The following is a 14,964-nucleotide window of genomic DNA, read 5'->3' as shown; positions in this document are numbered from 1 at the left end:
GCGGCCGGACGGGCCGTCCGTCAGGTCCAGCGCCCGGTGTCCGTGAGCCCGGTGCCGGTGAGGCGGCGTGCCAGGGCGGCGCGGCGGACCTTGCCGGTGCCGGTGCGCGGCACATCGTCCCAGGTGAGGACGGCCGGTTCACGCAGCGCCGGTAGCCCGTTCGTGGCCTCTTTCCAGGCGCCCGGGTCGAGTCGGCCGTCGGCGGTGACCACGACGGGCAGCGGATCGCCGTCGGTGGCGCCGAGGACGACGCATTCCAAAGCCCCGGGCAGCCGTTCCTCCAGCAGGTCCTCGGTCCGCAGGCAGCTCAGGCCGGGCATGCTGTCGACCTCGCGGTCCAGGACGCTGACGCTGCCGTCGCGGTGCAGCACGCCCATGTCGCCCGTGGACCACCAGTCGCCGACGCGTTTGGCGTCCCAGCGTTCGTCCTCGGCGACGTAGCCGACGGCGAGGGCGGCGGTGCGCACCAGGAGCAGTCCGGGGCGGCCGCGCGGCACGGGGCGCAGGGTCTCCGGGTCCACCGCGCGCAGCCGGGTCCGGCGCGGCACCGGGCGGCCGAGGCGGCGGGCCGTGGCGTCCGTGTCCCGGGCGAGCGCGGCGCGCCGGGTGTGGAAGCGGAAGGTCAGCGGGCCGGTCTCGGTCTGGCCCCAGCCCTGCATCCACACCGGGCGGGCGTGCCGGGTCGTGTTCAGGTAGGCGCGCAGGACGGGCGGGTGCACGGCGTCGTAGGTGCTGATGTACAGGCGGACCCGCCGGAAGGGGTTGTCCAGGCGGGTGGTGAGCGGCCGCATCCGGACGTAGGTGGCGGGCAGGGCCTCGACGACGGTGGGCGGGTGGGCGCGCAGCAGCGGGTCGGCGGTGTCCGGGTCGTCGCCGGTGAGCAGGACGACCTCGGCGGGCGGCGTCGACAGGACCACCGCCGTCCAGCAGAAGGTCCGTCCGTGTGCGTACGCGCTGGCGTTGAGCAGGACGTCGTCGCGGCGGATGCCGATGCCCGGATAGCGCACCGCCTCGAAGCGGGCGAGTTTGTGCACGAGGGTGCGGGTGGAGTGGACGACCAGCTTGGGTACGCCGGTCGTGCCCGAGGTGTGGTGGATGACGAGGGGGGCGTCGTCGGCCCGCCGTACCGGTGGGCCCGGCCGGCCGGCGTCCAGCGCGGCGAGGTGGACGGCGCCGGGTGCCTCGGCGTCGAGGGTGACACGGACCGGTGGGCTCGCGGCCCGGCAGTGGGCGAGCAGCGCGGAGGTGGTGACGAGCGCGGCCGGGCGCAGCCGTTCCAGCAGGGTGCGCAGGGTCTCCGGCTCCAGCCGGGCGGACAGCAGCGCGGGGACGGCGCCGACGCGGACGGCGGCGCAGGCGAGCAGGTCGTAGTCCCAGTGGTTGTCCTTGACGATCGCCACCCGGTCCCCGGCCCGTACTCCGGCGGCGGCGAGCCGGGCGGCACTCACCCGGACGAGGTCCGCGAGTTCCGGGACGCTCCAGCGGGTTCCGGCGTCCGGGGCGATGTCGAGGGGCCGGTCGAGACGGAACACGGTGCGGGCGCCGCCCGCCGCGGCCTCGTCGAACAGGGTGCCCATGTCATGCGGTCGCAACGGACTTCTCCAGACGATCGGGGCCGGCCGGGCGGGGCCGGCCGAGCCTGCTCAGGACGCGGGACGCGGCGAGCGCGCCCGCGCGGACGGCGCCTTCGGACGCGGGCCGCAGCATCACCCAGTCGCCGGCGTACTCCACCGCGCGCGCCGGCCGCTCCAGGAAGGCGGCGCGTTCGGCGAGGGCCGCCGGGGTGGCTTCGGGCAGGCCGTCGCGGAAGGTGTGCGTGAAGTGGTGGCGGCGGGCGGCGCCGATGCCGGGGACGTAGCGTTCGGCCGCCCGGACCAGCAGGTCGGCGGTGTCGTCCGGGTCGGCGTCCAGGAGTCCGGGAACCCGCTGCGGAGCGGCCACGAGGGTGATGAGGCCACGGCCGTCGGGGGCGCGGCCGGGGTCCTTGGCATGGTCCACGACGACACCGGAGAGGGTCTGCTCCTCGGCGGCCGGGGTGAGCAGGATGTGCACCGGGCGGCGGGCGGCCGGGGCGAGCGGGCGGTCCAGCAGGCAGCTGACCTTCAGCATCGGGGTGAAGGTGCAGGCGGTGAGGAACGGCCGTTCGTCGGCGGGGAGTTCGGGGCGCAGGGCCGCCGCGACGGGCGCGGGTACGGCGAGCACCGCGGCCCGTGCCCTGACCTCGCCGTCGTCGCAGCGCAGCACGGCGTGCCCGCCCGTGTCGACCACCTCGCGCACGATGCGCCCGGTGACGACCTCGGTCTCGGCGGCGAGCCGGCGGGCGAGGAAGTCCATGCCCTCCCGGTAGGTGCGCCAGCTGCTCGGGGAACCGGCCTCCAGCAGCAGGCTGACCAGCGGGGCGGCCGCCGAACGGGCGGTGTCCCAGCCGAAGAAGCAGCCCGCGACCGGCTGGAAGAGGTAGTCGTGCAGGTCGCGGTGGTGACGCGCGGTCGCCTCGCGCACGGTGGTGGCGCCGAGCGGGGTGCGTTCGGGGCGGTCGCCGTCGAACCCGGCGGCGCGGCGGCCGGACCAGGCGGAGAAGGCGGCCAGGTCGCGGCGGGCACGGACGGAGAGTCCGGCGCCGGTGAGGACGGCGGTGCGCTCCCCCACGCCCGGGCGGGCGCGCCCGCCGCGCCAGACGGCCACCCCGCCCCCGACCCGGGGCACGTCGGCGGGGCTGACGCCGAGGCGGCGCAGCAGCTCCCAGGTGGCGCGGTAGCCGTGGGAGGCGACCTGTTCGGCGCCGGTGTCCACGGTCCAGCCCTCGTGGCGCAGGCTGCGCATCCGGCCGCCCACGTCGGGGAGTTGCTCGTAGACGCGGACGGAGAGTCCGGCGCGGCGCAGTTCGTGGGCGGCGGTCAGTCCGGCGATGCCCGCGCCGACGACGGCGACGTCCAGTTCGGGTGTCATCGGGTGGCCCCCCAGCCGACGAGGGCGTTGGCCGCGGTCATCAGGACCACGCTGAGCCGGTGCACGGTGAAGCCGGTCCGGCGGGCGGTCATGATGTCGCCCCGCACGAACCCGGTCAGGTACTGCCGGGTGCGCAGCGCGGTCGCGGGCAGCATCAGCAGCACGAACCACCAGGGGGCGGTGCCGGTGAGCGAGGCGAGCGCGCCGATGAGGAACTCGGCGGCCGACAGCGCCCCGATGAAGACGGCGTTGCCCCGCTCCGAGACCAGCGCGGCCACGGTGGGACGGCCCACGGCCCGGTCGCCCTCGACGTCGTTGGTGTTGGAGTAGACCCCGAACATCAGCGGGCCGAACCCGAACAGCACCGCCTGCACCATCAGAAAGCCGGTGAACTCCCCGGTCAGCAGCCCGTAGGGGACGATCACGAGCACGGCGCCGAGGGCGACCAGGAACGCCTCCTGGAAACCGTGGTAGCTGATCTTCAGACCGTACGAGTACTGGAGTGACACCACGAACAGGGCGCCCGCGGCGACGAGCGCCCACAGCGGGCGGTGCGGGGCGAGCGCGGAGGCGGCCGTCCACAGCAGGGCGCCCGCGACCGCGCAGGTCCAGGCGAAGCGCAGCGCCTGGGGCACCGTCAGCGCCCCGGCGACCAGGGGCTTGCGTGCCTTGCTGCGCAGGGGGTTGTCGGGGCCGTAGTTGGCGAGGTCGCTGCCGTCGCGGAACCCGGTGACGTCGTCCAGGGCGACCATCGCCATGAGGACGGCGATCTCCCCGGCCAGGAACAGCGCGAGGACCAGCGTCTTGCGGGCGGTGAAGGCGTCGAGCGGGAACAGGGCGGCGGCCAGGGCGAGGAAGATGCCGAGGTAGTAGTCGTACACGTCCAGCTTGCCGAGCCGCGCGTAGGTGCGCAGCCTGCTGGGAGCGTGGGTGGTGGCCGTGGGACGGCCGGCCACGATGCTGTCGGTCATGGGGCCTTTTCGGGTCGGGTCTCTGGGAGGGGTGGTCGGTGGTCGGGGGGTCTTCGGGCGCGCGCGGCCGGGTGGTCGGTCGGTGCCGGGCGGGTGGCGCGTCGTACCGGCGGGTGGCGCGCCGCTCCGGGCCGTCGGCCGCCTCGGGTCGGCGGTGACCCGGGACGGCGGTCCCCCAGGGCGGCGGTGACCCGGGACGCACCGCCGCCAGGCGTCGCCTGCTCGGTGAGGGCGTCCGCCCTATCTCACCGGTGCTCGGCGCCGGGTGGTCCGCCGTGCGCCGGGACGGCGTGGTGGCGGGCAGCCGTCGTACTCCGTACCGGCGGGGCGCCTTCCGTCAGCCGTGCGCCGTGGCGAAGGCGCACACGAGGTCGGCGACCTGCCGGACCTGGGTGTCGGTCAGCAAGTGGTGCACCGGCAGCGACAGATGGCGGCGGGCCGCCCGCTCCGCGGCGGGCCAGCGGGTGTCCGGTGGGGCGTAGGGCGCGAAGGCGGGGTGCGCGGGCAGGGGGCTCGGGTAGTACACATGGGTGGCCACCCCGTGCTCGGCGAGATGGGCGGCGAGGGCCTCCCGGGCGTCGGCGAGGACCGTGTACACGTAGAAGCAGCGGCCGTCGCGGTCGGGCGGCGGCGGGGTCACACCGCGGTCGGCGAGCGGGGTGAAACGCTCGGTGTAGTACGCGGCGATCTCGGCCCGCCGCGCGAGGCGTGCGGGGAAACCGGCGTAGCGGTGCGTCTGGAAGGCCGCCTGGATCTCGTCGAAACGGCTGTTGACGCCGAGGGCGTGGTGGACGAAGCGCCGCCCGGGCCGCTGGCCGTGGTTGCGCAGCATCCGCACCCGCTCGCCGAGCGCCGGGTCCCGGGTGATCACCGCGCCACCCTCACCAGGCATCCCGCACGTCTTGACCTGCACGAAGGAGTAGACACCCGCCTCGCCCCACAGCCCGGCCGGCACTCCGCGCAGCACACCGCCCTGGGCGACCGCCGAGTCCTCCAGCAGGCGCAGTCCGTGCCGCCGGGCCAGCTCGGTGAAGCGGGGCATGTCGGCCATCACGGAGAACATATGCGCGGGCAGCACGGCCCGGGTCCGCTCGGTGACGAGGCGTTCGGCGGCGTCCGGGTCCATGGTCATGGTGTCCGGCCGGATGTCGGCGAAGACCGGGACGGCCCCGACGGCGACGACCGAGGAGGCCAGGGGCGCGCAGCCGAAGGCGGGGACGATCACCTCGTCGCCGGGGCCGATGTCCATGGCCCGCAGCACCAGCGAGAGCGCGGAGGTGCCGCTGGAGCAGGCGACCACGTCGGCGGCGCCGAGGTCGGCGCGCAGCAGCTCCTCGAAGGCGGCGGTGCGCGCGCCCAGGATGAAACGTTGCTCCGGATCGAGGCCCACCTCGCGGACCAGACCGATCAGTGCGGCACGGTCGGCCTCGAAGAGGGCGGGCGGGAAGAAGGGGACGGCGGTGGCGGGCGTGGTCGTCATGCGGTGGTCCTCGTCGTGGCGAGGAAGGAGCCGATGGTGTCGCAGACGCGGTCCAGGTCGCCGGGGCGCAGATCCGGGTGGAAGGGCAGGGCCACGGCGCGGCGGGCGGCGGCCTCCGCGTGCGGGAAGTCGCCGGGCCGGTGGCCCAGGTGGCCGAGGACGGGCTGCTGGGGCAGCGGCAGCGGGTAGTAGACCTCGGTGCCGATGCCCTGTGCGCCGAGGTGTGCGACCAGGGCGTCGCGGTGCTCGGTCTCGATCAGGTAGACGTAGTGCACGTCGCGGTCGTCGGGTGTCTCCGTGACGGCCCGCGGCAGGCGGAGGATGCCGGGCACGTCCCGCAGCCGGGCGGTGTAGGCGGCGGCCAGTTCGGCGCGGCGCGCGATGTGCGCCTCCAGCAAAGGCAGTTTGGCGAGCAGGACGGCCGCCTGGATGTCGTCCATCTTGCTGTTCGCGCCCGGCAGCGCGCTCTCGGTGGAGATGGCCGGGAAGTCGTTCAGCGTACGGCCGCCCCTGCCGTGGTGGCGCAGGGCCGCGACCGTGTCCGCGATCCGCGGGTCGTCGGTGAGGACGGCCCCGGCGTCGCCGATCGCGCCGAGCGTCTTGGAGGGGAAGAACGACAGGACGCCGCCCCTGCCGTGCAGCCCCGCGTGGACTCCGCTCCGGCGCATGCCGATCGCCTCGGCGCTGTCCTCGACGACGGTCAGGCCGTGCCGCCGGGCGACGGCGTCGACGGCCGCCATGTCGGCCATGGTGTGGAACAGGTGCACCGGCATCACGAACCGGCTGCGGGGGGTGACGGCGGCGTCGAGCGCCTCGGGGTCCATCGCGTACGTGCGCGGGTCGATGTCCACGAACTGCGGCCGCCCGCCCGCGAGGACGACGGCCGAGGCGGTGGCGAAGAACGAGTACGCCGGCACCAGGACCCCGTCACCGGGCCGCAGTCCGCAGGCGCGCAGCAGCAGCACCAGGGCGTCGGTCCCGCTGTTGACGCCGATCACATGGCGGGCGCCGGTGTACTGCGCGAGTTCCGTCTCTAGTTGCCCGACCTGTTTCCCATGGCTGAATTTGCCGCTGTCGAAAACGTCGCCCAACGCCTTTTCGATGGACGGCCACAATTGTTCGAAAGTAGCGGCCTGGGAGAAGAAGGGAATCGATTCGGCCGCCCCCGGAGGGGTCGGTGCCACGCCCCCGGCCGGCGCCCGAAGCTGTCCACTGGAAGGCAAACTCTCACCCGTCCCGTCGTTTCTGTGGAACGGCCACGCTAGTCGGATCTTCCCGCAGACGGAGAAAGGAAAGGATCATCTTCACACTTTGTGGGTAACGGCGTTCCGGATCGCTTGACCCTTTCCCCCCGGGACGACAATAGTCGGGCGGCGCGCCGGAGTTGCGCGCCCTGCCCGACCGACCGCGTGCCTCGCGACAGACGACCGCGCGCCTCGCGAAAGACGTTCGTGTCCTCTTCCTCTCCGCTTCTCCCAGGAGGCCCTGTGCTGCAGCCCCTCGTGGTCGGGCTCGGCCGCTCCGGGTCCGGACTGCATCTGAAGACCCTCGCCCGGCTGGCCCGGCGCACCGAGGCCGCCGGTGATCCGCTCGTCGCCCTGCCCGTGGTCGGCTGCGACCCGCGCGCCGAGGCACCGGGGAACGCGGGCGCGGCCGGTGAACTCACGGCCTTCGGCACGCTGGACGAGGCCCTGGCCCGGATCGACCCCGCCGCGACGGTCGCCCATGTGTGCACTCCGCCCCGGCTGCGGTACGACGTGATCGCGCGCCTCGCCGGACACGGGATCCGCCGGCTGGTCGTGGAGAAACCCCTCGCCGCGTCCCTGGCCGAACTCGACGCCCTGGTACGGCTGCGGGAGCGGGCGGACCTGGACGTGGTGGTCGTCTCGCACTGGACCGGCTCCCGGCTCACCGGCCGACTGCGCCGACTGGTCCGCGACGAGACGCTCGGACCCCTCCGCCGTATCACCGTGGACCAGCACAAGCCCCGCTTCCTGCGGTCGCTGACCACCGACGGGCACCCGAGCGCGCTGGACGTGGAGATCCCCCACTCCCTCGCGCTCGCCCTGGACCTGGCCGGTCCGGCCGAACTCCGCGCGGCCCGGTGCTGGGACCTGCGCTGCGAGGACCGCGTGCTGCCCGCCCTCGGCGGTGCCCATGTCGAACTGGAGCACCGGTCGGGGGTGACGACCCTGCTGCGCTCCGATCTCGGCGCGGCGGTCCGGCAGCGCAGCGTGGTCTGCGCGTTCGAGGGCGGCACGGCCACGGCGCACTTCCCGCTCAGCGAGGACGACGACCACGCCCAGCTCATCGTCCGAGGCGCGGACGCGGAGGCCGGGCACCAGGTCTTCCGCGACGACGCCCTGACCGACTTCCTGGCGGCCGCCTACCGGGGCTTCGCGTCGGGGACGGCCGGTGCGATGAGCTTCGCGCTCGCCTGTACGACGGCGCGGCTGCTGTGCGGGGCGCGCGAGCACTGTGCCGTCGTAGGGCGGCCGGACGCGGTGCCAACGGCCGCCGCCGCGCCGACTCCCGTACCACCGGCCACCGTCACGCCGACTCCCGTACCACCGGCCCGTGTCGGGAGCCGCTGACATGCGTCCGCGACACATCGGCACCCCCGGCTTCGGGCCGCTGGCCGGCATCGGCGACGAGGCCGCGCCCGACATGGACGGTCAACTGGCCGCGCTACGACGCCTGGGCTGGACCTCCGTCGAACTGCGCCATGTCGACGGCACCGCGCTCGCCGACCTCTCCCCCACCGCGTTCGCGGCGCTCGCCCGGCGCCTCGCGGACGACGGGGTCACCGTGCTCGCCGTGGCGTCCCGGATCGGGAACTGGTCGCGTCCGGTCACCGGCGACCTCGGCCCGGACCTCGCCGAACTCGATGTGCTGGCCGAGCGGTGCGCCGCCCTCGGCTGCCGGCTGGTGCGGATCATGTCGTACCCGAACGACGGCCTGCCGGAGCGGGAATGGGCCGACCGCGCGCTGGCCCGCACCGCCGTCCTCGCGGACCGGGCCGCGCGCGCGGGACTGGTGCTGGTGCACGAGAACTGCGCGGGCTGGGCCGGGGACCGGGCCGACCGGGCGCTGCGCCTGCTGCGCGCGGTCGACAGCCCGGCCCTGCGCCTGCTGTTCGACATCGGCAACGGCGTCCCCCACGGGTACGACGCCCCGGCCATGCTGCGCGATCTCGCGCCGTACGTCGCACACGTGCACATCAAGGACGCGGTGCGCCTGCCGGACGGCTCCACCGCCTACACGCTGCCCGGCGAGGGCACCGCCGGGGTCACCGAGTGCCTGCGGATCCTGGCCGCCCACGGCTACCGCGGGGCGCTCTCCCTCGAACCGCACCTCGCCGTACGGCCCCACGAGGGGCTGACCCGGGCCGGTGCGGACGCCGCCGATCTCTTCGTGCGGGCCGGGCAGGCCCTGGTCGCGCTGCTGGCGGACCTCGCGGACGGCCCGGCGTGAGCGCTCTGTTCACCGGCCGGTACCGCGAACTCCTGCTCGACCTGCTGCGCCTGCCGAGCGTCAACCCGCTGGAGACCGGCCCGGACGAGCCCCCGTCCCGGCTGCCGCAGCTCCTGGAGCGGTACGCGGCAGCCGCCGCCGAGGCCGGGTTCCGTACGGTACGGCTCGCCGCGCCGCCCGCCGGGTGCCTGGACCGGCCCGGCGTACCGGCCACGGTGCGCGCCGCCGCCCGGGATCCGCGCTTCCTCGCCGGTCAGCCCAGCCTGCTGCTGCGCCTGGGGCCCGAACGCGCCCGCACGGACACGGTGATGTTCAACGTGCACCTGGACACCGTCGCCGGGCACACCCCGCCGGACTTCGACGGCAGCCGGTTCACCGGGCGGGGCGCGGTCGACGCCAAGGGCCCCGCGACCGCCCTGCTCGCGGGGCTCGCGACCGCCGCCGCGCATCCCGCGGTCGGGCGTGACGTCACCGTTCTGGTGCAGGCCGTCGCCGGGGAGGAGGGCGGCGCGCTGGGCACCTACGGGACCCGGCCGCTGATGGAGGCCGGGCACCACGGGCGGCTCAATGTGTTCTGCGAGCCGACCGGGCTGCGCGCCCTGCCCCGGGCGACGGCCGCCATGACCGCGCGGATCACCGTGGCGGGCGAGGACGCGGTGGACGACCACCCGGACGCCGGGCACAACGCGACCGTGCTGCTCGGCTTCCTCGCCCAGCATCTCGCCGCCCGCCTGGACGGGGCCGTGCCCGGTGCCCGGGTGTGCGTCGCCGGGCTGCACACCGGCCACACCCACAACCGCGTCCACGGCACGGGCACGCTGCTGCTGAACCTGTCGTACCGCACCACCGCCGACGGCGACCGGCTGAAGTCGGCACTCACCAGGCAGCTCACCGACGGTCTCGACCGTTTCGCCGAACTGTTCGGCGCGGGACGGGAGTTCGCCCGCACCGCGCGGGACGCGGCCCGCATCACCCGGCTCGGCTGGGACAAGCAGGGGCTGCCCGCGCTGGACAACCGCGACCCGTGGGCCGAATCGCTCCTGGCCCGGGCCGGGGCGCGATCCCCGGCCGACGAGCCCGGCTTCACCTGTGACGCCGTGTGGGCGGCGGGCCTTGAGGACGCGTTCACGGTGGTGCTGGGCCCCGGTGACCTCGCCGCCAATCGCGCCCACGCGCCGGGCGAGTTCGTGGACCTCGCCGACCTGGAGGACTTCGCCCGGGTGGTCCACCGGCTCGTCACGTCCTTCGCGGAGGAGCTGCGTCCGCCGGTGGGGCGGGACGAGCCACCGACGGCCGGTCCACGGTGAACCACCGTACGGAAACCCGGTCCACGGTGAACCGCCGCGCGGAAACCCGGTCCACGGTGAACGACCGCGCGGAACCCCGGTCCGCGAAGATCCACCCCCTACAGAACCGACCCCCATCCCCTAAGGAATCCGGATGACGGCACCCCCCGCGCCCCGAGCGGCGGCCGAGCGCACCCCTGTCCTGGTCGACCACGCCGAGCTGCACGCCGCGCTCACCGACCTGTTCGCCGCCCATGGCATCCCGGCCGCGCGGGCCCGGCTCGCCGCGGACGCGCTCTGCCACGGCGATCTGACCGGGCTCGACTCCCACGGTGTGTTCAACCTCGGCCGCCTCTACCTGCCGTTGCTCGCCGCCGGCCGCTGCGATCCCCGTGCCGAACCGGAGACCGTCACGGACCTGGGTGCCTGCGCGGTCGTGGACGCCCGCCGGGCGCTCGGCCTGTGGGCGGCGGCGGAGGCCATGGACGACGCCGTGGCGCGGGCCGCCCGGCACGGGATCGGCCTGGTGTCGGTGCGCGGCGCGACCCACTTCGGGTGCGCCGGGTTCCACGCCGCGCGCGCCGCGCACGCCGGGATGATCGGCGTGGTCGCGAGCAACTGCGGGGGCCAGCGCATCGCACGGCCCCCGGGCGGCGCGCTCGCGATGCTCGGCACCAACCCGCTGAGCGTCGCCGCGCCCGCGCTCGACGGGCATCCATTCCTGCTGGACATGAGCACCACGGTCGCGCCCACCGGGAAGGTGCGGGTCGCCGCCCGGCGCGGCGAGCCGGTGCCCGCGGGCTGGCTGGAGGACGCGGCGGGCGAGCCGGTGACCGACCCGGCCGCCTTCGACCGCGGCGAGGCCTTCCTGCGCTGGCTCGGCGGGAGCGCGCGGACCGGCGTGCACAAGGGCTTCGGGCTCGGCATCGCCGTGGAACTGCTGGCCGCGGTGGTCTCCGGTGCGGCCGTCGGGCCCGCGCCCGCGGCGCTGGAGGGGGACGGCCGGCCGCACGGCAGCGACGACGACATCGGCTTCTTCCTCCTCGCCATCGCCCCGCAGGTGCTGCGCCCCGACGCGGATGTGGCGGCGACGACCCGGTCCCTGTTCGGCGCGCTCACCGACTGCCCGCCGGTGCGCGACGGCGAACCGGTGCGCTATCCGGGCTGGTGGGAGGCGGAACTCGCGGCCGAACGCCGCCGCGACGGCATCCCGCTGCCGCCGCATCTGTACGAGGAGCTGACCAGCCTCGGTCTGCTCGGGGGCCGCCGATGAACCGGCCGCTGCGCCTCGGGGTCATCGGCCTCGGCGCCATCTCCCCCTACTATCTGGCCGCCGCCGAACGGCTCCCCGCGTGGGAGCTGACCGCCGTGTGCGACGCCCGCGCGACGACCCTGGAGGAGTTCTCCGGCCCGGCGGCGCGCTTCACCGACCACCGGGTGCTGCTGGCCGAGGCCCGGCCGGACGCCCTGGTGGTGGCCGTCCCCAACGATGTCCATCTGCCCGTGTGCCGTGACGCGTTGAACGCCGGTGTCCCGGTGTGCGTGGAGAAGCCGCTGGCCCTGACCGCGGCCGAGGGGCGGGTCCTGGTGGAGCTGGCGCGCCGCGGTGGGGTTCCGCTGATGACGGCGTTCCACCGCCGCTACAACACGGCCGTCCGCCATCTGGCGCGCCGGATCGCGGGCCGGGAGGTCCGTTCGGCCCGGGTGCGGTACCTGGAGCGCATCGAGGAGCATCTCGGCGGCGAGGACTGGTACTTGGACCCCGCCCGCTGCGGCGGGGGCTGCCTGGCCGACAACGGCCCCAACGCCCTCGACGTGGTCCGGCTGTTGCTGGGCGACCTCACGGTCACCGGATGCGCGATCGAACGCGACGGCCGGGCCATCGACCGCCGGGCGGTGGTCCGCGTGCGCGGCGGTACCGGGGCGATGGCATCGGTCGAGCTGGACTGGTCGTACCCGGGGGAACTCAAGGACGTCGAGGTGGAGTTGACCGACGGGGAGGTGCTGGGCGCCGACATGCTGGCCGGGCACACCGCCTTCAAGGGGTCGCTCTGGCACGAGTACGAGGCGATCCTCGGCGAGTTCGCGGAGCTCGTGGACGGGCGCGGCACGGCCGGTCCGGGGGCGCACGGGGGCCTGCACGCGCTGGAGTTGGTGGAGGCGGCGTACGGCTGCGCCCTGCCCGCGGCGCGAGGGGTGAACCGGTGAACCCGGCGGAGGACGGCCCGAAGCGGGTGGTGCGCGGCACCCTGGTGAAGGTGCTGGTGCACCGGCGCACGGACCGGGGCATGCGGGTGGAGGAGCACGCGGCGCGCTGTGTACGCCGCGGTGAGGTGCACGAGCTGGTCACCACGGACCAGTGGGAGCCCTACCCCGGCGCCCGGATCGACCGGGTGGGCTTCCTGGGCTTCGTGGAGCTGGGCTGCGGCGGGGTGATCGACCGAGGTGACCTGGTGTGTGTCGGGGACACGGTGGTCGGCACGGTGCTCGGGTTCGACGCCTGCCATCTGCCGAACCACTACAACATCCTGATCCACGCCGGGCGTTCGGTCAGCGGCCGTGACCTGGAGCTGCTGCCGGAGCAGGCCGTCACCTTCACGCAGGGCGGTGGCGCCTCTCCGGGTTCCTGACCGCGCGTGTGGGCCCCTGTACCCGGAGCCGGGTGCGGGGCCCACGTGCGGCCGGACCCGTACGGGTCCGGCTCTCACCGGTGTCGTCGCGCGCGGGGTGACGCCGGCCGGGGAGCCCGGCGGTGGCGCCACCCCGTGTGACCGGGGGCGGTCCGGCAGGTCAGCCGAGCAGCTCGACCTCGAGTCGGCCGAAGTGGAAGTCGCGGACGACCGTCAGGAGTTCGTCCTCGGACAGCTTGCCGTCGCCGTTCGTGTCGACCTTCTGGAACGCCAGACCGGCCTCGGACAGCGGCACGCCGACGCCGGACAGCCACGCCTGGAACTCGCGGGCGTCGATCTGCCCGTCGTGGTCCTCGTCGCACAGGCGGATGAGCGCCTTGACGATGGGCGACAGGGCGCGGTTGAAGCTGGCCTCGCCCTCCTTGAACAGCATCTCCCCGGTGGCGTCGAGGAACTGCTGGCGGCTGATGGCGCCACCCGCCTCGACACCGGCCTTCTCGGCGAGGTACTCGTACAGGCCCGTGAAGGCGCTGTGGAGTTCCTGCACCTCCGGCGCGTCGGCGTCCTTGCCGAGGTTCTGGGCGATGCGGCTGGCCTCGCTCTTGAAGTCGGCGGCGTCGAGGACCCCGTTGCCGTCGGTGTCCCACTTCTCGAAACGCTTGACCAGACGCTCGTTGGCGGCAGCGGTGCTCATGGGTGTCTCCTTGTTCGCGATGGTGTTGCGGTGGTGCTGAACTGCGGCGCCTGGGCAGGGCCGCGTCCACGCACGGCGGTGCCGGTGCGCGGGCTCTGGGGGCCGGTTTCGGATCGGCCGGAGGGGTGCCGGGCGGAGCCGGCGGGGGTGAGAGGTCAGAGAAGGGTGACTCTGCTGCCCACGGCCTTGCCGCGGGTGTCCAGCAGGGCGCAGCGGGCCTGGCCCAGCGTCTCTCGCGCGTAGCAGGCGTGGTCCTGGAGCAGGATGGCCACGTCTGCCCGGTCCAGGGCGTCCCGCAGATCCTCGGTGCGGGGCAACGGCACCCCGCCGACGGTGAATTCGGGGACATGGGGGTCGTGGTACGACACCTCGACGCCGGCGGCGAGCAGTCCCGCGGCCACCTGGCGTGCCGGTGTCTCGCGGATGTCGGCCACATCGGGTTTGTAGGTGACGCCGAGCAGCAGGGCTCTCGCCCCCTCGGGGCGTCCCGCGGTCTTGGCGAGGATGGTCAGCGCGCGGTCCACGACATGGTCCGGCATGCGGCTCAGTACGTCCTGGGCGGCGGCGAGGGTACGGAAGGCGAAGCCCTGGGACTCCGCGCGGGCGGCGAGATAGCGGGGGTCGACGGGGATGCAGTGGCCGCCGACGCCGGGTCCGGGGCTGAACGGCGCGAAGCCGAACGGTTTGGACGCGGCGCAGTGCAGGACGTCCCAGATGTCGATGCCCGTCTCGTGGCAGAACAGGGCCACCTCGTCGACCAGCGCGATGTTGACGTAGCGGTAGGTGTTCTCCAGGAGCTTGGCCATCTCCGCCTCGCGGGTGCCGCGGGCGACGACGAGCTGGTCCACGAACCGGGAGTAGAACGCCACGGCGTGTTTGGCGCACAGCGCGGTGAAACCGCTCACGATCTTCGGGGTGTTGCGGACGTCCCAGGTCGGGTTGCCGGGGTCGATGCGCTGCGGGGAGTACGCGAGGTGGAAGTCCTCGCCGGCCCGCAGTCCGCTGCCGCGCTCCAGCAGGGGTCGTACGACGTCCTCGGTGGTGCCCGGGTAGCTGGTGGACTCCAGGACGACGAGGGTGCCGGGGCTCAGGTGGGCGGCGACGGCCGCGGCCGCGTCCTCGACCGCGGAGAGGTCGGGCAGGCCCTTGTCCGTGAGTCCGGTGGGTACGCAGATCACGACGGTCTGCGCGCCTTCGAGGACCGCGGGGTCGTCCGTGGCGTGGAAGCCCACGCGGAGCATGGCGGCGACATCGGCGTCATCGACCCCGCCGACGTGCGAGCGGCCGTCGGTCAGGCCGTTCACCACCGGGCGGGACACGTCGTATCCCGCGGTCGCCAGGCCGGCCGAGAGCGCGGCTCGGGAGAGCGGCAGCCCGACGTGCCCCAGCCCCATGACGACGAGTTCGGCGGCCATGTGTGCAGGTTCTCCAAGGTGTGGAAGCGGGTGTGGCGAAAGCGGACGGCCGTTTCGGTGGCGTC

The 14,964-nt window shown here is 74.5% G+C and carries 13 protein-coding genes; 6 read left to right on the top strand and 7 right to left on the bottom strand.

What is annotated here, in order from left to right; translation table 11 throughout:
• Positions 1–20: 20 nt before the first annotated feature.
• The 5 genes from QHG49_RS32870 to QHG49_RS32850 all read right to left on the bottom strand — a co-directional run bounded on the left by QHG49_RS32870 (position 21) and on the right by QHG49_RS32850 (position 6,491).
• A complete protein-coding gene (locus QHG49_RS32870; RefSeq protein WP_301492433.1) occupies positions 21–1,592 on the bottom strand; it encodes a class I adenylate-forming enzyme family protein in 1,572 nt (523 codons plus the stop codon).
• The gene (locus tag QHG49_RS32865) at positions 1,579–2,949 is read right to left on the bottom strand and encodes an NAD(P)/FAD-dependent oxidoreductase (protein ID WP_301492431.1); all 1,371 of its coding nucleotides are present in this window, start codon (positions 2,947–2,949) and stop codon (positions 1,579–1,581) included. The genes QHG49_RS32870 and QHG49_RS32865 overlap by 14 nt, the downstream gene beginning before the upstream one ends.
• Positions 2,946–3,920, bottom strand: coding sequence for a UbiA family prenyltransferase (locus tag QHG49_RS32860; protein ID WP_301492430.1), 975 nt, complete (start codon positions 3,918–3,920; stop codon positions 2,946–2,948). The genes QHG49_RS32865 and QHG49_RS32860 overlap by 4 nt, the downstream gene beginning before the upstream one ends.
• A 337-nt stretch (positions 3,921–4,257) precedes the next feature.
• Positions 4,258–5,400 carry a DegT/DnrJ/EryC1/StrS aminotransferase family protein gene (locus QHG49_RS32855; RefSeq protein WP_301492429.1) on the bottom strand — a complete coding sequence of 381 codons (1,143 nt, stop codon included), beginning with the start codon at positions 5,398–5,400 and terminating at the stop codon, positions 4,258–4,260.
• Positions 5,397–6,491: a DegT/DnrJ/EryC1/StrS aminotransferase family protein gene (locus tag QHG49_RS32850; RefSeq protein ID WP_301492427.1), complete on the bottom strand. Its 1,095-nt coding sequence runs from the start codon at positions 6,489–6,491 to the stop codon at positions 5,397–5,399. The genes QHG49_RS32855 and QHG49_RS32850 overlap by 4 nt, the downstream gene beginning before the upstream one ends.
• Before the next feature lie 396 nt (positions 6,492–6,887).
• Here QHG49_RS32850 and QHG49_RS32845 point away from each other — a divergent pair, with 396 nt between their 5' ends.
• The 6 genes from QHG49_RS32845 to QHG49_RS32820 all read left to right on the top strand — a co-directional run bounded on the left by QHG49_RS32845 (position 6,888) and on the right by QHG49_RS32820 (position 12,790).
• On the top strand, positions 6,888–7,994 hold the full coding sequence (locus tag QHG49_RS32845) for a Gfo/Idh/MocA family protein (protein WP_301492425.1): 1,107 nt from the start codon (positions 6,888–6,890) through the stop codon (positions 7,992–7,994).
• A gap of 1 nt (position 7,995) precedes the next feature.
• Positions 7,996–8,874: a sugar phosphate isomerase/epimerase gene (locus QHG49_RS32840; protein ID WP_301492424.1), complete on the top strand. Its 879-nt coding sequence runs from the start codon at positions 7,996–7,998 to the stop codon at positions 8,872–8,874.
• Positions 8,871–10,181: a M20/M25/M40 family metallo-hydrolase gene (locus QHG49_RS32835; protein WP_301492423.1), complete on the top strand. Its 1,311-nt coding sequence runs from the start codon at positions 8,871–8,873 to the stop codon at positions 10,179–10,181. The genes QHG49_RS32840 and QHG49_RS32835 overlap by 4 nt, the downstream gene beginning before the upstream one ends.
• A gap of 133 nt (positions 10,182–10,314) precedes the next feature.
• On the top strand, positions 10,315–11,433 hold the full coding sequence (locus tag QHG49_RS32830; RefSeq protein ID WP_301492421.1) for an Ldh family oxidoreductase: 1,119 nt from the start codon (positions 10,315–10,317) through the stop codon (positions 11,431–11,433).
• Positions 11,430–12,368, top strand: coding sequence for a Gfo/Idh/MocA family protein (locus QHG49_RS32825; protein WP_301492419.1), 939 nt, complete (start codon positions 11,430–11,432; stop codon positions 12,366–12,368). The genes QHG49_RS32830 and QHG49_RS32825 overlap by 4 nt, the downstream gene beginning before the upstream one ends.
• On the top strand, positions 12,365–12,790 hold the full coding sequence (locus tag QHG49_RS32820) for a hypothetical protein (RefSeq protein ID WP_145487853.1): 426 nt from the start codon (positions 12,365–12,367) through the stop codon (positions 12,788–12,790). Before QHG49_RS32825 ends, QHG49_RS32820 begins: the two co-directional genes overlap by 4 nt.
• 160 nt (positions 12,791–12,950) lie before the next feature.
• Here the strand turns inward: QHG49_RS32820 and QHG49_RS32815 are convergent, their stop codons facing one another.
• Together QHG49_RS32815 and QHG49_RS32810 are read right to left on the bottom strand one after the other, a co-directional pair.
• The gene (locus QHG49_RS32815; protein WP_145487855.1) at positions 12,951–13,484 is read right to left on the bottom strand and encodes an EF-hand domain-containing protein; all 534 of its coding nucleotides are present in this window, start codon (positions 13,482–13,484) and stop codon (positions 12,951–12,953) included.
• Positions 13,485–13,639: 155 nt separating this feature from the next.
• Positions 13,640–14,899: a nucleotide sugar dehydrogenase gene (locus tag QHG49_RS32810; RefSeq protein ID WP_159707457.1), complete on the bottom strand. Its 1,260-nt coding sequence runs from the start codon at positions 14,897–14,899 to the stop codon at positions 13,640–13,642.
• Between the last annotated feature and the right edge of the window lie 65 nt (positions 14,900–14,964).

Origin of the sequence: Streptomyces sp. WP-1 (assembly GCF_030450125.1) — a bacterium.
GTDB classification, from domain to species: Bacteria; Actinomycetota; Actinomycetes; order Streptomycetales; family Streptomycetaceae; genus Streptomyces; species Streptomyces incarnatus.
The sequence above is the reverse complement of the archived record's forward strand: the minus strand, read 5'-3'. Positions and strand labels throughout refer to the sequence as shown.

Excerpts from the sequence above, each read along its gene's own strand:
- QHG49_RS32865 (WP_301492431.1), bottom strand. The coding sequence starts at position 2,949 with ATGACACCCGAACTGGACGTCGCCGTCGTCGGCGCGGGCATCGCCGGA.
- QHG49_RS32860 (WP_301492430.1), bottom strand. The coding sequence starts at position 3,920 with ATGACCGACAGCATCGTGGCCGGCCGTCCCACGGCCACCACCCACGCT.
- QHG49_RS32855 (WP_301492429.1), bottom strand. The coding sequence starts at position 5,400 with ATGACGACCACGCCCGCCACCGCCGTCCCCTTCTTCCCGCCCGCCCTC.
- QHG49_RS32840 (WP_301492424.1), top strand. The coding sequence starts at position 7,996 with ATGCGTCCGCGACACATCGGCACCCCCGGCTTCGGGCCGCTGGCCGGC.
- QHG49_RS32830 (WP_301492421.1), top strand. The coding sequence starts at position 10,315 with ATGACGGCACCCCCCGCGCCCCGAGCGGCGGCCGAGCGCACCCCTGTC.
- QHG49_RS32825 (WP_301492419.1), top strand. The coding sequence starts at position 11,430 with ATGAACCGGCCGCTGCGCCTCGGGGTCATCGGCCTCGGCGCCATCTCC.
- QHG49_RS32815 (WP_145487855.1), bottom strand. The coding sequence starts at position 13,484 with ATGAGCACCGCTGCCGCCAACGAGCGTCTGGTCAAGCGTTTCGAGAAG.
- QHG49_RS32810 (WP_159707457.1), bottom strand. The coding sequence starts at position 14,899 with ATGGCCGCCGAACTCGTCGTCATGGGGCTGGGGCACGTCGGGCTGCCG.